General features: G+C 46.6%; 15 protein-coding genes. 7 read left to right on the top strand and 8 right to left on the bottom strand.

Annotated features, from left to right (window positions below):
* Nucleotides 1-4: 4 nt before the first annotated feature.
* Nucleotides 5-706 (bottom strand): MOSC domain-containing protein, encoded by a 702-nt coding sequence (locus AAX10_RS01330; RefSeq protein WP_046699632.1) that lies wholly within the window; start codon nt 704-706, stop codon nt 5-7.
* Nucleotides 707-754: 48 nt separating this feature from the next.
* Nucleotides 755-1,759, bottom strand: coding sequence for a GTP 3',8-cyclase MoaA (gene moaA / locus AAX10_RS01325; RefSeq protein WP_420812467.1), 1,005 nt, complete (start codon nt 1,757-1,759; stop codon nt 755-757).
* Between the two features lie 382 nt (nt 1,760-2,141).
* Between moaA and AAX10_RS01320 the strand changes: the two genes are divergently transcribed.
* Together AAX10_RS01320 and AAX10_RS01315 are read left to right on the top strand one after the other, a co-directional pair.
* Nucleotides 2,142-3,518: an MATE family efflux transporter gene (locus tag AAX10_RS01320; protein WP_226997790.1), complete on the top strand. Its 1,377-nt coding sequence runs from the start codon at nt 2,142-2,144 to the stop codon at nt 3,516-3,518.
* 126 nt (nt 3,519-3,644) lie between these two features.
* Complete coding sequence (locus AAX10_RS01315; protein WP_046699631.1) at nt 3,645-5,087, top strand: lytic murein transglycosylase; 1,443 nt, start codon at nt 3,645-3,647, stop codon at nt 5,085-5,087.
* A gap of 90 nt (nt 5,088-5,177) precedes the next feature.
* On the opposite strand, the gene AAX10_RS01310 is transcribed toward AAX10_RS01315, so the two are convergent.
* The 3 genes from AAX10_RS01310 to AAX10_RS01300 all read right to left on the bottom strand — a co-directional run bounded on the left by AAX10_RS01310 (nt 5,178) and on the right by AAX10_RS01300 (nt 6,927).
* Complete coding sequence (locus tag AAX10_RS01310; protein WP_226997789.1) at nt 5,178-5,351, bottom strand: hypothetical protein; 174 nt, start codon at nt 5,349-5,351, stop codon at nt 5,178-5,180.
* Nucleotides 5,352-5,453: 102 nt separating this feature from the next.
* Nucleotides 5,454-6,317, bottom strand: coding sequence for a glutamate racemase (gene murI, locus AAX10_RS01305; protein WP_046699630.1), 864 nt, complete (start codon nt 6,315-6,317; stop codon nt 5,454-5,456).
* A complete protein-coding gene (locus AAX10_RS01300) occupies nt 6,310-6,927 on the bottom strand; it encodes a DUF1285 domain-containing protein (RefSeq protein ID WP_046699629.1) in 618 nt (205 codons plus the stop codon). Before AAX10_RS01300 ends, murI begins: the two co-directional genes overlap by 8 nt.
* A 259-nt stretch (nt 6,928-7,186) precedes the next feature.
* Between AAX10_RS01300 and AAX10_RS01295 the strand changes: the two genes are divergently transcribed.
* The 3 genes from AAX10_RS01295 (at nt 7,187) to AAX10_RS01285 (ending at nt 10,977) form a co-directional block, all read left to right on the top strand.
* Entirely contained in the window at nt 7,187-8,857 is a 1,671-nt protein-coding gene (locus AAX10_RS01295) for an electron transfer flavoprotein-ubiquinone oxidoreductase (protein ID WP_046699628.1), read from the top strand.
* A gap of 175 nt (nt 8,858-9,032) precedes the next feature.
* The gene (locus AAX10_RS01290) at nt 9,033-9,668 is read left to right on the top strand and encodes a 2OG-Fe dioxygenase family protein (protein ID WP_052585271.1); all 636 of its coding nucleotides are present in this window, start codon (nt 9,033-9,035) and stop codon (nt 9,666-9,668) included.
* 73 nt (nt 9,669-9,741) lie between these two features.
* The gene (locus AAX10_RS01285) at nt 9,742-10,977 is read left to right on the top strand and encodes an aminotransferase class V-fold PLP-dependent enzyme (RefSeq protein ID WP_080946968.1); all 1,236 of its coding nucleotides are present in this window, start codon (nt 9,742-9,744) and stop codon (nt 10,975-10,977) included.
* Nucleotides 10,978-11,011: 34 nt separating this feature from the next.
* Here AAX10_RS01285 and AAX10_RS01280 read toward each other — a convergent pair whose 3' ends face one another.
* Both AAX10_RS01280 and ahpF read right to left on the bottom strand, forming a co-directional pair.
* Entirely contained in the window at nt 11,012-11,467 is a 456-nt protein-coding gene (locus AAX10_RS01280) for a DMT family transporter (protein ID WP_046700536.1), read from the bottom strand.
* A 79-nt stretch (nt 11,468-11,546) separates the two neighbouring features.
* Nucleotides 11,547-13,103, bottom strand: a complete 1,557-nt coding sequence (ahpF, locus tag AAX10_RS01275) for an alkyl hydroperoxide reductase subunit F (protein ID WP_046699626.1) — start codon at nt 13,101-13,103, stop codon at nt 11,547-11,549.
* Between the two features lie 288 nt (nt 13,104-13,391).
* Between ahpF and AAX10_RS01270 the strand changes: the two genes are divergently transcribed.
* Nucleotides 13,392-13,613 (top strand): HP1242/YdcH family protein, encoded by a 222-nt coding sequence (locus AAX10_RS01270; protein ID WP_046699625.1) that lies wholly within the window; start codon nt 13,392-13,394, stop codon nt 13,611-13,613.
* A gap of 113 nt (nt 13,614-13,726) precedes the next feature.
* On the opposite strand, the gene ahpC is transcribed toward AAX10_RS01270, so the two are convergent.
* Complete coding sequence (gene ahpC / locus AAX10_RS01265) at nt 13,727-14,293, bottom strand: alkyl hydroperoxide reductase subunit C (protein WP_036363509.1); 567 nt, start codon at nt 14,291-14,293, stop codon at nt 13,727-13,729.
* Between the two features lie 194 nt (nt 14,294-14,487).
* Between ahpC and AAX10_RS01260 the strand changes: the two genes are divergently transcribed.
* A complete protein-coding gene (locus tag AAX10_RS01260) occupies nt 14,488-15,396 on the top strand; it encodes a hydrogen peroxide-inducible genes activator (RefSeq protein ID WP_046699624.1) in 909 nt (302 codons plus the stop codon).

Below are 15,396 nucleotides of genomic sequence, written 5' to 3'. Positions count from 1 at the left end.
AATATCAATGAGTTTTACGTTTGTCGTGGATTTTCTTTTTCCAGCTGATTTCTAGACAGTCAATACCAAGCCATTTATCCGCCGTCTGTGTCTCAATGCCAGATTTTTGGTTAATCAATGACCATAACGCTGTCAAATTAGCAAAATGATAAGGGCGGTCAATGAGATAAACAGGCATGTCCGCATGAAGCACCCCAGTTCGCACCACCTGATAATACCACCCTGCAATGCCCTCTCGTGCCACGAAATAGGACACGCCTGCGTTGCCAAGCTTATCATTAATCTTATAGCAGGGGCGACGTGGCTGTATCAGACGCACCTGTACGCTGTCATCGCCCTCGCCAAACTGATAAATGTCGCCAATGCAGACATTATCCTCGCACATCGGCTCGCCTGCTGCCACCACGGTTAGGTTCTCGCCCAATGAACCGATGGGAGCGTTCAAATTAAATTCTTGATTGATGGCGTCATAGGTCGTGATGGGCATCTGATGCAGGGCTTTTAGATGTCCACCATGAAATTTATGTTCTGCCTGCTCATCCTCGGACAGACCCAGCAGATTTACCGTCATGCTACCGTCAATCGCTATTTTGTTAATGGCACTCACGCCACGCACGAACGGCTCTACCTTGCCTGCTCGTACATCGGTTAATGTGCCGATAAATCTGGGCAAATCATCTGCTTGTGTGATTGTCTCTGCGGTCATGATTGAACACCTTATGCATTAAAAGCCATATCATATCATAAGATATAACTAACCACCCACCAGCGATAAATTATTCATAATACCGCTATGACTGTCTAAATAATGGTGTTCAGGTTTGATTGGCATTAAGCCTTTTAGTGCTGTCATTAGCCCTTTTTTATCTTGTGTGGCAAGATAAGGACGAATGTCATAATTTTGAGAATCAAATAAGCACAAATGCACTTTGCCAAGACTGCTGACTCTTAAGCGATTGCAACTATCACAAAAGTTTTTGGCATACGGCTCAATAATGCCAATACTGCCTGCATAATCAGTGTGGATATATTCAATAGCAGGTCCATCGTCTTGGGCTTTAGGCTTGGGTTGCCAGCCATGTGTAACAAGGTAGTCTTTGATAAACTGGGCGGTTTGATTTTGAGCAAAAAACAAATCGGCATTATCACTGGTTTGCATAAATTCAATAAAGCGATAAGTAACAGGACGCTCTTTGACAAAATCAAGGGCGGATAATAAATTATCATAAGCGGTATCGTGCATTAAAATACCGTTCATCTTTAATTTAATGTCGGTCGTTTGTAATAATTCATCCACATCATTTAATAGCGTGGGCAATATGTCAAAGCCTGTGATTTTTTTGAATATGTCTTTATCAAAACTGTCAATACTAAGATTTAATTGGTTAAGTCCAGCGTTTTGCCAAGATGATAGATGTTTGGCAAGTTTGTAGCCGTTTGATGAGATGGCGATTTTGGCAATGCCATGCTGTTTGGCAAGGGCGATGATGTCCGCCAAATCACGACGAACGGATGGCTCTCCGCCTGTCAGACGTAATTTTTTTGTACCAAGACTGACAAAGCCGTCAAAAAGCGTGTCAATCTCGGCAAGTGTCAGCTCGTCATCAGCTCGTTTGCCTTGATAGCCGTTCGGCAAGCAGTAATCACAGCGAAAGTTACAAAAGTCAGTAACGGATAGGCGTAGATAGGTCAGCTGTCTGTTAAATCCGTCCACAAGTGGGGTGGGGGTAAGCTGGGTGTGTGAGCCTTGCCCGCCCATGTCAGCAAAGGGGGCTTTGGCGTGGTAGGTGGGGACGGACGTTTTCATGTTAATCGGCTGGGCGTTGCCTCGGCTATGGGTGTAATCTAAGTCTAACAAAACAAACAGCAATCGTCATCCATCTAATAGGGCGTGGCATACTACTTTAGAAGTATAAATTGACAATAATCAATTCAAATTTGACTCTATTCATGCCCATTGTGCCAGCGTATGATTTTAAGATGGATATACTGCCCTACTTTTGTATTTATTTATCATAGATACGACTGGGCTTTACGTGGACTTTTTGGGCGTTTTTCTTTATAATACATACCAACGAATTTCATCTGTTTTTTTGATCTGTATTGGCGAAATTCACCCCATTCATCACATTCGGCTCATCATGCTAGACGTCACTGCCAATTCTATCAGCACCTACAAAAAAGAACTAAAAACCCTCATCGCTCTCGCCCTACCTATGCTACTGGCTCAGGTTGCCCAAGTCGGCACTAGTTTCGTCGATACCGTTATGGCAGGTGGTGCAGGCAAGAGCGACTTGGCGGCGGTAGCGCTAGGCAGCAGCCTGTTCGTTACTGTCTATGTGACTTTGATGGGCGTGATGACCGCGCTTAACCCCATGATCGCTCAGCAGCACGGTGCCAAAGCCACTCATGAGATCGGTGAGATGGGACGTCAAGGTCTGTGGTACGGACTACTGATGGGCATCATTGGAATGCTGGCGATGTGGGTGGCGATCGCGCCATTTAAGGCGTTTTTTGATTTAAGTCAACAGACGCTTGCCATTACCGAGATCTATATTTGGTTTATTGGGCTTGCCATGCCTGCCGCCATGGTGCATCGTGCGCTACATGCTTATGCGTCTAGTCTTAATCGCCCTCGTGCAATCATGATCGTCAGCTGGATTTGCTTTGCACTTAACATTCCTTTGAATTGGATTTTTGTGTATGGTAAATTTGGCATGCCTGCGCTTGGCGGTGCTGGCTGCGGCTTGGCGACTGCGGTCGTATTTTGGGTGAATGCCATCGTTTTGGCTATTTATATCGCCAAAGACGTGTATTTTAAGCCATTTGGTCTAACAGATAAAATCACCGCTCCCAACCTAAAAACCTTCATCGAGATTACCCGCCTAGGCGCACCAATTGGTTTGTCTTTTTTTATTGAAGTCAGCTTATTTACCTGCATCATGTTCTTGGTAGCGCGTCTTAGTGGCGATACAGAGAACTATGTCGCTGCCCAGCAGATCGTGATTAGCCTGACCAGTCTTATCTTTATGCTGCCTCAGAGCATGGGCATCGCCTCGACCGTACGCACCGGTTACTATCTAGGGCAACAAAAACCAAAACGCGCACGCTACGTCTCAGGTGTCGCCATCTCATCTGCCATCGTTGTCTCATTCGTCACGGCGGCGTTTTTGATTGTTCTACGTTATCCATTGGCAGACATGTATACCGACGATCTGACGGTGATTGGTATCGCTGCGACCGTGATTTTATTCGCTGCGGCATTCCAGCTGTTCGATGCCATTCAATGCGTGGCAAGCTATGCCCTGCGCGGTTACAAGGTCACAAGCGTTCCGATGGTGATCCATCTCATCGCATTCTGGGGCTGTGGCCTGATTCCAGGGTATTTTTTGGCATTTCATTATGGCATGGGCATCTATGGATTCTGGACGGCGCTTGTGATTTCTCTGGCGGTGGCGGCGGTTTTCTTGTTGTGGTACCTTGAACGCCACAGCCAAAAAATCGCACAAAATCTCTAAACAAGCTCAAAAATCAGCCGATACCTTACTCAAATCTTGCCCGTCGGTTGATTTTATCAATTTTACTTTTTTTAATGGGCAAAAATTACGTACTTTATAGCTACTTTTGCCATTTTTAGGACAATTATGAAAACCTTAGCCAAAATCAGCCTTGCCTTAACAAGCATCGGCGCATTCTCGAGCGTGCAGGCCAATGATTTACCTTATCTGTCAAATGCACAGTTCCAGCAGTGCCTAGATAATCTAAAGCATTCATCTGCCTTTCGCAGCATCTCTGGCAGCACCTTTGAGATGTATCGACCTAGCGAACCTGACCCAAGCGTTATCCGCTCACTAAACTATCAACCTGAATTTAAAAAAGACCCGTGGGATTATCACGCATCACTTGTTGACAGTGAGCGTGTGGCAGATGGTCTGGCAGCTCGTGCTGAGCAGGTCGATGTGCTGCGCCGCATCGAGTCGCGCTATGGTGTGAAGCCTGAACACGTGCTTGGCGTGTGGGGCGTTGAGAGTAATTTTGGTCAGACCTTAGGTGGCAAGAACCTATTTACCAGCCTGGCGACGTTATCTTGCTTTGATCGTCGTCAGAGCTATTTTCGCGGTGAATTTGCCAGCGCACTCAAAATCGTCCAAAACGGCGACATCCGCCCATCTGACATGACAGGTTCATGGGCAGGTGCATTCGGACAGACGCAGTTCATGCCGAGCACCTTTTTGGAATTGGCGGTGGATTTTGACGGCGATGGACGTAAGGACTTGGTGAATTCTAAGGCAGACGCGCTTGCCAGTACCGCCAATTTCCTAAACAAACGTGGCTACCGTGCAGGCGAGCCATGGGGCTATGAAGTCCGCCTAAACGGCTACACAGGTTCAAGCGGACGCACTGCCAAAAAATCCATCAGCCACTGGCAGAATCAAGGCATCACCCTACCAGATGGTCGCCCATTACCGAACAACATGGCATCGGCAGGACTGCTACTGCCTGCAGGTCGCCAAGGTCCTGCGTTCTTGGTTGGTAAGAACTTCGATACCTTCTATTCTTATAACGCATCAGAGAGCTATGCACTTGCCATCGCTCATCTATCGACGTTGATTGAGAATTCTGATACGAATACCAATTTTGCCACCCCTTGGCCAACTGACGATCCTGGCATCAGCCGCCGTGAAGCCAAAGAAATTCAGCAAGCACTTCTAAATGCAGGCTACGACATCGGTAAAGTCGATGGTATCATCGGTGATAATACGCGCCGCGCCATCATGGATTATCAAAGACAAGCGGGTGTTAGTCCAGATGGTCGCGCAGGTCAAAAATTCCATCGCTTAATCACAAGCCGCGTCAGCACTAGCCCTAACGCAGCTCAAGTCAATCCAGTCGCCCAGCCTGCTCAAGTAGTACTCCCTGTCGCACAACAAGCACCATCGGTCGCGCCTGCACAAGCTCAGCCGCGTCCAGCTCAGCCGACTTATGCGCCTGTACGCACCATTCAAGTACCAGCTCAGACGGTTGCACCTAAGACGTATCGCCGTGTGGTGAATGCTGATGGCACCATTTCATTAGTACCAAACTAATCTAAAAGACAGACAAAAGCCCAATCACTACGATTGGGCTTTTTATATCGAATTTAGAATTATACACTCATTGCACCAGACGGTAAGACATTACTCCTCTTCTTGGTCGTCGTCCCATTTGGCATAGGATTTCGATGGGTCAATGCCTTGTGACTTTAGGTAGGCTACTTGCTCTTCTAGCGTGCGGTTTTTTTCAGCTTCGTGCATGCTGTCTTGCAGCTCATCGAATTTTTTGATCTGTTCATTTAGCTTTGATTCTGACATGGTCATCTCCTTTTTGGTTGTTTTGGTCTGATACCATTAGACCAAATTTTGAACGCTTTGACAATGTCAATCCATGCATATTTACATTTTTCTACATTTGGCTTACAGCACATCATCAGCCAACGGCAAAAAATCATAACCTACGAATTTCACCTGATCATCAATCAGACCGCCCACGGTTCTAGCCAGCTGCTCATCGAAATGACTGGCGTACAAAGTCAGCGGTAGATTCTTGGGTGAATTGGCACTAACCTGATAAGCACTCAGCAGCGATTTGACACGCTGGGCAATGGCAGCGCCCGAATCAATCAGATGCACGCTAAGGTTGTTTTTGTCGATATAGGCTTGTAAAAACTCTCGAAAAAATGGATAGTGCGTACATCCTAGCACCACCACATCCACACCATCAGCTGACCACAGGCGCATCTGCTCGATGAGTAGGTCTGCCACATGGCTGTCGATGGGCATGCCGCCTTCCACCCATGGCACGAGCATCGGTTCGAAGTGCTTTTGTACCTTGATGCCATTTGGGGTCGCCACTTCATCGATAACGTCATTAAACAGATGCCCCGACAATGTGGCGCGCGTTGCCAGTACAGCGATTTTGTTTGTTTGGGTCTTGGCGCATGCAGGCTTCACAGCAGGCACCAGACCTACGATGGGCACACTGCATCGCTTTCTGATGGTGGGCAGTGCGTTCGCTGATGCGCTGTTGCACGCGATGACGATGAGCTTACAGCCGCGTTTACATAATCTTGCCACTGCTTGCATGGTTAGCAATAGAATCTCATCGGCAGACTTATTGCCATACGGGACATTTGCTGTATCGGCATAATAAATGAATCTCTCATTAGGCAGTAACGCCTTTAGATGTCGATAGACCGACAGCCCGCCAACACCTGAATCAAACATGCCAATCGGCGCATTCTCTGGATCATTAACATAATCAGGATGCTGATTAATCATGGCTCACCTCAGTTACCACGCGGTGTGTGCGTCCACCGCTTGTGAGCGTAAGCATCGTCCGCCCGCCCTCTTCGGACAGCTCACCCATCTGTATAAGGTGATAGAGCACATTAGCGCCCACGCGTGCCGTCAACTGATGGCGTGTGTCAATGTACAAACGATCTTCTGCTTTGCCATCTTTGATAAATTCTTTAAAATACAATGGACTACCATTAAGAATAATCTTATCGCCATTAGTCGTGCCAAATTCAATCCACGTCACGCCATCTTGCTCGATTTGATCTACGGTGTTAATCAGTAGCGGCGCGTCGAACACCTTAATCTGATACATGTCACTGGGCGTCTTCAAAAAATAACACTTCACGCCATCATCACCCACCTGACCCCACAGTACGCTGGCAAATAAATCAACCAATGACTGACGAGTCATCTTATCGCCTTCATGATACCATTCTGCATTATCCGCGATAAAAATATCAAAGTCGTGAATGCGCGCGGGTGACCATTTCTCAAGCGGGGGAATTTTGCGGTTATTTTGAGGTGATGAATGACTAAGAATATCCTGCAAGACATTGTTTTTATTATTAATTTGTGTATTATTATCTGTCATTATATCACCTGAATCATTAGGCTAGATTTGGATTAATTGTATCTGAATTAACCCCAAAAAATCAATCGTCCCAACGATCATTCGCCACAATTTTTTATAAAATCATCATCGCATGCGCGCAAATCTCTGATTAATTGGATAAATTGACTTGCTTAAAAATCTGATGTTGGTAAAATAATGAAATTTCCCCTATTTTGTTATTTTTAATCAATAAAAGCCAGTTGGCAGCCCCTGCCCACAAGCGATTTAAGGAATGTATATGCACAATGAAATTCAGCGCGAATCCATGGAATTTGATGTCGTCGTCGTAGGTGGCGGTCCTGCAGGACTTGCCACTGCCATCCGTCTAAAGCAGCTCGCCAATGAGCAAGGTTTGGATGAGTTCATGGTGTGCGTCATCGAGAAGGGTTCGGAATTTGGCGCACACACGCTTTCAGGCGCGATTCTTGAGACGCGTGCGCTTGATGAATTATTCCCTAACTGGCAAGAGATGGGCGCACCCATCACCGTTAAAGCCAAAGAAGACCGCGTGTATATGCTTGGTAAGAACAGCACAAAACGCCTACCAAATGGTATCGTCCCTAGCAGCATGCACAACGAAGGCAATTATATCGTCTCACTGGGCAACGTCGTACGCTGGCTAGCACAGCAGGCCGAAGCGATGGAAATCATGCTATTCCCAAGCTTTACCGCAAGCGAAATACTATATAACGAGGATGGCTCAGTACGCGGCATCTTAACAGGTGACATGGGTGTTAATGCGCGCGGCGAGGCTAAGCCATCTTTTGAGGCAGGCTATGAACTGCTTGCCAAATACACCGTCTTTGCCGAAGGCTGCCGTGGACATCTAGGCAAACGCCTAATCAGCCGCTTCCACCTTGATAAAGACAAAGATCCACAGCACTACGGCATCGGCCTAAAGGAACTTTGGGAAATCGATGCAGACAAGCACGAAGAAGGCGTGATTTTACACGGCTCTGGCTGGCCATTGAACGAAACTGGCACGACAGGCGGCTGGTTCTTATACTTCGCTGAAGACAATCAAGTAAGCTTCGGTCTGGTGGTGGATCTGTCTTATCACAACCCATACGTTTCGCCATTTGACGAATTACAACGTCTAAAACTTCACCCGCTGATTCGCCCAATCCTAGAAGGCGGTAAACGCCTATCTTATGGCGCACGCGCCCTAACCAAAGGCGGTCTAAACAGCCTGCCTAAGCTTAGCTTTGCTGGTGGCGTATTGGTGGGTGATGATGCAGGCTTCCTAAACCCTGCCAAAATCAAAGGCTCGCACACTGCGATGAAGTCAGGCATGCTGGCCGCCGAGAGTATCTTTAAGGCGCTACAGGCAGGTCGTCAGCACGATGAAGTGACCGAATATCAGACCGCCTTTGAGAATTCATGGCTATTTGAAGACGCACACAGCGCACGCAACTTCTCGCCTGCCATGCACCGCATGGGTCAATGGATGGGCGGTGCGTTTACCTTTATTGAGCAGAATCTGCTGGGCGGTAAGATTCCATTTACCGTGCATGACAATGCTTATGATTATGCACAGCTTGATAAGGCAGATCACGCCTACAAGCCTGACTACCCAAGACCGGATGGCAAGCTGACCTTTGATAAGCTATCAAGCGTGTTCATCTCAAACACCAACCACGCCGAAGATCAGCCATGCCATCTAAAGCTGACCGATCCAACCGTGCCAATCACCAAGAACCTACCACTGTATGCCGAGCCTGCGCGCCTATACTGCCCTGCTGGTGTGTACGAAGTGGTGGCAGATGATAACGCACCACATGGCGCACGCTTTGTCATTAATAGCCAAAACTGTGTCCATTGCAAGACCTGCGACATCAAAGATCCATCGCAGAACATTACTTGGGTAACGCCAGAAGGTGGTGGCGGTCCTAACTACCCAAACATGTAATATTATCAAGCCCAAAAAGTCAAACGATCAAGCGTTTGGCTTTTTTATTGTTCGAATAAGCCATCACGATAATATGGTTTTTTATCATTGGATTTTTATAAATAAATTTTATTTGTTACCAAAATAACTTTCTGTTATATTATGCAGACTCCTAACGCCAATATAAGGACATATCATGAGCGCACTTCTACACACAGGTAATCTGCCTACCGACATCATCGCCCCACTTCGTACTGATTTTGACAGCTTAACGCCCAGCCTATACAAGGACGGTAGTTATCGTTTGCGCCGCTATTCTAAATTCACCTACAACCAAGACAGTCAAGATATCGAGCTGATTCGTGGTAGCCAATTCGTCCAAAGTAGCGAATTAAATAAATTCCAAGGCGACGTGGTTCGTCAATATGACGACGTAAGTGATGAGTTGCTACAGACCGAGGGGTTCTTAACCATCGTTGATACCTTCGCCAAGCAAGGCGGACTGCCTAACCATGCCACCATCGAAGTTCATCAGATGCGCATCGTCTCCAAGGACCCTGCCAAGCCCACCATCACCACGCCAGAAGGTCTGCACCAAGACGGCTTTGATCGCATTGGCATGTTTACCGTCAGCCGTCAAGATGTAGAGGGCGGTGATCTGTGCGCTTATCAGACGAACGATCCAGACAGCATGCTGGTCAGACTACCAAGCGAGACGGGCGTATATTGCGTGATGGATGACAGCAAGCTTTGGCACTATGCCAATGAGCTTAGCACCACAGGCGAATCGGGCTTTTGGGATCTGTTCGTATTGACAGCCAATATGCAGTAAGCTATTTTGAGCATATTTTTAACGCAAATTCATCAATTGGCATTATTTTCCGTTATTAGATTTAGGAAAAATCATGTACAACGTTACCAAGATTCGTGAGCAGTTTTTGGCATTTTCTTGCAAGGATAAGCAGGGACAGACCCCGATTTTCTTTGATGGTCCTGGTGGCAGTCAAGTGCCTAAGGCGGTCATCCAAGCGATGGGCGATTATCTGGGCTGCTACAACAGCAACATGGGTGGTCATGCAGATGCCGGCAGACGCACCAGCACCATTAGTGCTACTGCGCGTAAGATGGCAGGCGCTTGGCTTGGCTGTCCTGCCGAACAGGTGGTTTTTGGGCTAAACTCCACCAGTCTGATGTTTCAGTTCTCGCGAGTTTTATCACGGGATTGGCAAGCAGGTGATAACATCGTCCTAAGTTCGATTGATCATTTCTCGAACGTCTCATCATGGCAAACCGCCGGCATTGATAAGGGCGTAGAGATTCGCCGCATTCCTTTGACTGCTGATGGCAGCACACTTGACTTGCAGTCACTAGAGACGCTCATTGATGAGAACACCCGTCTGGTGGCGGTGTCATTGGCGTCGAATGTGCTAGGAACAAGGACTCACATTAGTCCGATCATCGAGCGCACCAAGGCTGTCGGCGCATTCATGGTTGTTGATGCGGTGCACGCTATCGTACACGAGAAAGTCAATGCCACTCAGATGGGCTGCGATCTACTCTTCGCCTCCAGCTATAAACTTGGCGGTGCTCACCTTGGCATGGCTTACGCCTCTAATCGCGTGCTGGATTTACCCGCTTATAAAGTGGAGCCTGCCACTGAGATTCGCCCTTTTGCCTTTGAACAAGGCACACAGTCATTCGAGGCAAAGGCAGGCATGATTGCATTGATTGAGTATTGGGCGAATCTAGGTGGTATAGATGGCACGCTAGATGAACGACTACAGCAAGCATACACCATCGTACAACAATACGAGCAAGGGTTATCCAAGTTATTCTTAGAATACGCCAACCAGCGACCTTATTTTATCCTATACGGCAAAAACACCACCGAGGGGCGCACACCTACGTTCGCCTTTAACCTTGTCAAAGATGGCAAAGTCCTAGATCCTGCCAACATCGCTAAGTGGTTTGGCGAGCGCAACGTTGCCTTGCCATCGGGTAATTTTTATGCGCTGGATGTGGTGCGTCATTTAGATCTGGTTGAGACGGGATTCTTGCGTGTAGGATTTTTGCACTACTCGACAGCAGATGAGATTCATCGACTGTTCGAGCTGCTTGACGAATATGTGCAGTCCATCTAAACATAAAACAAAACACAGCAATGCGCCGTGTTTTTTATTTAAAAACTTTATCGCCAAACATAAAAAAGGTCAGTCCAATCAGCATCACGCCAAGACCAATGTATTTATGCAAGCCTAACGAACGAACAGGCATCTCAATCAGCCCAAAGTGATCAATCACCATGCCTGCAATCAGCTGCCCTAAGATGATTAGAAAGGCCATGTTCACAAGCCCAATCTTCGGCGCCAAAAATGCCGTAATAAATACAAATACCGCACCGATCGCCCCACCAACCCAGCGCCACCAAGGCTGATCGGTGATGTTGTCTAAGACACTTTGCCAGTCGCCCTGCCACATCATAACCAACCCCAAGCACAGCGTACCAATAGCAAAAGAGAAAAATGCCGCCGCTAATGGCCGACTGCCCAGACCAATGGCAAGGCTTGAATTAATCGCCGCCTGCACAGCGATGCCCATGCCAATCCCAAACGCCATCAAAAAATACCACATAACCGTCTCCACAACATACGCAATAAAAAACACACTTTATCATAGAGTGTGTTTTTTGGATATTGAACATCACAATAAATTAAGAATTCATCATCAGATATTCAAACGCTGCCAAGCCTGCTTTTGAACCTTCGCCCATGGCGATGTTGATTTGCTTAAATGGTACGGTTGTCACGTCACCACATGCGAACACGCCCGGCTTATTGGTGCGACATTTGGCATCAATCTCAATCTCGCCATGAGCTGTCACATCCACCAAGTCCTTAACCACATCAGAGTTTGGCACCAGACCAATCTGTACAAACACCGCTGACAATGGCAACGTCACATTCTCGCCACTCGCTCGGTCTTGATAGATTAGGCCATCCACTTTACCACTATTAGCGGTGATTTCTTGAGTGGCGGCATTTTTGATGATAGTGATATTATCACGCGCTTCAGCTTTATCGATCAGTACTTGGTCAGCACGAAGCTTATCATCAAACTCTAGTACGGTCACATGCTCAACGATACCCGCCAAGTCAAGCGCTGCTTCAACGCCAGAGTTGCCGCCGCCGATAACCGCCACAGGCTTACCCTTGAAGAATGGGCCATCACAGTGTGGACAGTACGCCACGCCATTGCCGATGTTCTCATCTTCACCTTTAACGCCAAGCTTACGCCATTTGGCGCCTGTTGCGATGATTAGTGTGCGTGACGTCCAGCTTGCACCCGTGTTTAGGGTAACTCGATAGCCATCCTTCACTTCTTCAATACTTGATACGCTCACGTGCTCTTTGACGGTGATGTTGTATTCTTTGATGTGCGTGGATAGGTTGCCAGCTAGCGTATTGCCATTGGTTAATGGGATTGAGATTAGATTCTCAATGTCTTGAGTGTCTTTAACCTGACCGCCAATACGATCAGCCACTAGAGCCACGCGCAGACCCTTACGAGCGGTATAGATAGCAGCTGCCGAACCTGCAGGACCGCCACCGATGACGGTCACGTCTTGGGTTTTTAATTCTTCGGCCACGCCCTCAGACAGCAGATCAGGGTATTTAGCTTGTAGCTTATCGATGATACGCGCGGTGTCCACTTTACCGTTTAAGAATGGTTTGCCATTTAGGAATACCGCAGGCACGCCTTGAATGTTGTTAGCTTCTACAAGCTTTGGGAACACACCGCCGTCAATCATCTCGTTTTCGATGCCATCGTTGAGTACGGCAAACTGATTCAATGCCTGTACGACATCTGGGCAGTTATGGCAAGACAGCGATACGAAAGTTTGGAATTTTAATGGTTTTTGGATTCGCTTAACAAGCTCTTGAATGCCTTCGTCTAGCTTCATGGTGTGACCACCAGCATGCAAAATCGCAAGCAGTAGTGACGTGAATTCATGACCGCCAGGGATACCGCTAAACACAATACCAGTATCGCGATTATCGGTGGCAATTTTAAAGCTCATCGCAGATAGGTCGGTATCCACAACACTCTTATCAAAGCCGATCTTATCAGAGGTGCTGGCGATTTTTTCAAGAAAATCAATCAGCTCAGCACGTTTGGTGTGCTCACCTTGACCTAAAATCATCTGAATCGGACGAGTCATGTTGGCGCTGTACGTTTTAACAGCATCTAATAATGATTGGTCTAACATAATAATCACCTTAAAACTAAATAAAATAAATAAATCAGAATGTATGATGTCATTATAAGCCGATGGCAGGATAATGCAAATTTGAGAATTTTGAACATTCGTATTGCTAAAGCTCAACCACTTAAATCAAACAATATCACTGCTTGTTATTATATTGCAATTGTGTGGATGACGCTTATTTTTATTGCTTGCTAAGACTCATCATTCTTGGTAAGATAATCTTAGCCACAGAATAATTCTTATGTGGTGAATTTCGTCATTATGACACCAAACTCAAAGGAGAATTCTATGTTTCCAGAATACCGCGAACTAATCACCAAACTAAAAACTGATAACGACCTACATTTCGTTAAATTATTTGACGAGCACAACAAACTTGATGAAGAAATCACCAACCTAGAGAACGACCCAGTTGCTGCAGCCAGCCGCGCTGAAGAAATCGAAGGTCTAAAACGCAAAAAACTTGCCCTAAAAGACGAACTATATCAGTATCTACTGACCAAAGCATAATTGTAAGATTATTCGCTTTAAAAACACAAGTCTTTTGGGCTTGTGTTTTTTTATATATTAGCAAACAAAAAACCACCCAAGATTGGATGGTTTTTTTAAGATTAGCTTAGAGCTTAGATTTTACCAACCAGGTCTAGGCTTGGCTTCAAGGTCTCTTGACCTGCTTCCCATGCTGCTGGGCAGACTTCACCGTCGTTTTCACGAACGTATTGAGCTGCTTTTACTTTACGGATCATGTCTTTAGCAGAACGGCCGATGCCTAGGTCGTGGATCTCAGCTACTTTGATGAAGCCGTCTGGATCTACTAGGAAAGTACCACGTAGTGCCGCGTGCTCGTCTTCGATCATGATGTTAAAGCCACGAGTGATTTTACCAGTACCATCACCTAGCATTGGGTATTTTACTTTACCGATTGCAGGAGATGAATCGTGCCATGCTTTGTGTACGAAGTGGCTGTCAGTAGATACTGCATATACTTCTACGCCAAGACCTTTTAGCTCTTCGTAGTGATCAGCCATGTCTTCAAGTTCAGTTGGGCACACGAAAGTGAAGTCGTGTGGGTAGAACATGAAGATAGACCACTTGCCTTTGGTGTCTTGTGTAGAGATGGTTTTGAACTCACCGTTTACAAATGCTTCGGTGGTAAATTCAGGAATCTGTTGGTTGATGATTGCGGTCATAATTACACCTATATGTTAATGGATGGAAATTGTACAGCTGGACGATGAACCCTCGCCCAAAACTGTCCTACCCGTCTATCATAACAAAAATACCGCTTTTATACATTTAAAACTTTTAATTATCCTGTTTTGTTTTATAAAACTTAGGTGTAAAATAGGGGTCATAATTTTATGTTTGAATTGGGATAACTTTTATGATTACTTTACGTCAGTTGGAATTCGCTCTGGCGGTCGCCAAACACAAGCACTTTAAGCGCGCCGCCGAAGAATGCAATATCTCACAGTCTGCATTAAGCCTTGGCATCGCCGAGCTTGAGAAACAGCTTGACACACAGATCTTTGAGCGTAATAACAAACAAGTACTCATCACCCCAATCGGCGAAGAGATTCTAGACAGAGCGCAGCGCGTTTTTAGCGAGATCAGCGATTTGGTCACACGCGCGCACAATCATCAGACGCCACTTGCCTACCCGATGACGATCGGCATCATCCCAACTGTCGCGCCTTACCTAATGCCCAAGGTGCTGCCTACCCTAAAGAAAAGCTATCCCAACTTTGAGCTGTCCATCACTGAAAAACAAACCGAGCGCCTCATCGATCAGGTACGCTACGGACACATTGACACCGCCATCATCGCCCTGCCATACCCCGTGGAAGGTCTGCATACCTTTGAATTTTGGGCGGAAGATTTTTTTGCGATTTTCCCAAAAGAGGACGAACACGACAGCTCCAAGCACATCACCAGTGGCGAGCTATCTAAGACTAACTTACTATTACTGGGTGAAGGTCACTGCTTGACCGATCAAGTACTGTCTGTATGCCAAATGAACAAAAGCGAGATCAAGTCAGGATTCTCTGACGCCAGCCTCAACACCATCATTCAGATGGCGCTGTCTGGCATGGGGACGACGCTCGTGCCTAAGATGGCACTTGATCAGCTATCGACCATCCATGACCTAACTTCTATACCACTGTCAGAACCCGGGCCACATCGTCGACTGGCATTCATCACACGCCTTAACTACGCACGCGTTGATGATGTGCGCATTCTAAGCGAGGTCTTCCATCAAGCCATGACAGAAGACGCCAAAAAGTACAGATAA

The organism is Moraxella bovoculi, from assembly GCF_000988745.2.
GTDB lineage: Bacteria > Pseudomonadota > Gammaproteobacteria > Pseudomonadales > Moraxellaceae > Moraxella > Moraxella bovoculi.
The sequence above is the reverse complement of the archived record's forward strand: the minus strand, read 5'-3'. Positions and strand labels throughout refer to the sequence as shown.

Excerpts from the sequence above, each read along its gene's own strand:
- murI (WP_046699630.1), bottom strand. The coding sequence starts at position 6,317 with ATGATTAATCAGCATCCTGATTATGTTAATGATCCAGAGAATGCGCCG.
- AAX10_RS01315 (WP_046699631.1), top strand. The coding sequence starts at position 3,645 with ATGAAAACCTTAGCCAAAATCAGCCTTGCCTTAACAAGCATCGGCGCA.
- AAX10_RS01310 (WP_226997789.1), bottom strand. The coding sequence starts at position 5,351 with ATGTCAGAATCAAAGCTAAATGAACAGATCAAAAAATTCGATGAGCTG.
- AAX10_RS01270 (WP_046699625.1), top strand. The coding sequence starts at position 13,392 with ATGTTTCCAGAATACCGCGAACTAATCACCAAACTAAAAACTGATAAC.
- ahpC (WP_036363509.1), bottom strand. The coding sequence starts at position 14,293 with ATGACCGCAATCATCAACCAACAGATTCCTGAATTTACCACCGAAGCA.
- moaA (WP_420812467.1), bottom strand. The coding sequence starts at position 1,759 with ATGGGCGGGCAAGGCTCACACACCCAGCTTACCCCCACCCCACTTGTG.
- AAX10_RS01260 (WP_046699624.1), top strand. The coding sequence starts at position 14,488 with ATGATTACTTTACGTCAGTTGGAATTCGCTCTGGCGGTCGCCAAACAC.
- AAX10_RS01295 (WP_046699628.1), top strand. The coding sequence starts at position 7,187 with ATGCACAATGAAATTCAGCGCGAATCCATGGAATTTGATGTCGTCGTC.
- AAX10_RS01330 (WP_046699632.1), bottom strand. The coding sequence starts at position 706 with ATGACCGCAGAGACAATCACACAAGCAGATGATTTGCCCAGATTTATC.
- ahpF (WP_046699626.1), bottom strand. The coding sequence starts at position 13,103 with ATGTTAGACCAATCATTATTAGATGCTGTTAAAACGTACAGCGCCAAC.
- AAX10_RS01285 (WP_080946968.1), top strand. The coding sequence starts at position 9,742 with ATGTACAACGTTACCAAGATTCGTGAGCAGTTTTTGGCATTTTCTTGC.
- AAX10_RS01290 (WP_052585271.1), top strand. The coding sequence starts at position 9,033 with ATGAGCGCACTTCTACACACAGGTAATCTGCCTACCGACATCATCGCC.
- AAX10_RS01320 (WP_226997790.1), top strand. The coding sequence starts at position 2,142 with ATGCTAGACGTCACTGCCAATTCTATCAGCACCTACAAAAAAGAACTA.
- AAX10_RS01280 (WP_046700536.1), bottom strand. The coding sequence starts at position 11,467 with ATGTGGTATTTTTTGATGGCGTTTGGGATTGGCATGGGCATCGCTGTG.
- AAX10_RS01300 (WP_046699629.1), bottom strand. The coding sequence starts at position 6,927 with ATGACAGATAATAATACACAAATTAATAATAAAAACAATGTCTTGCAG.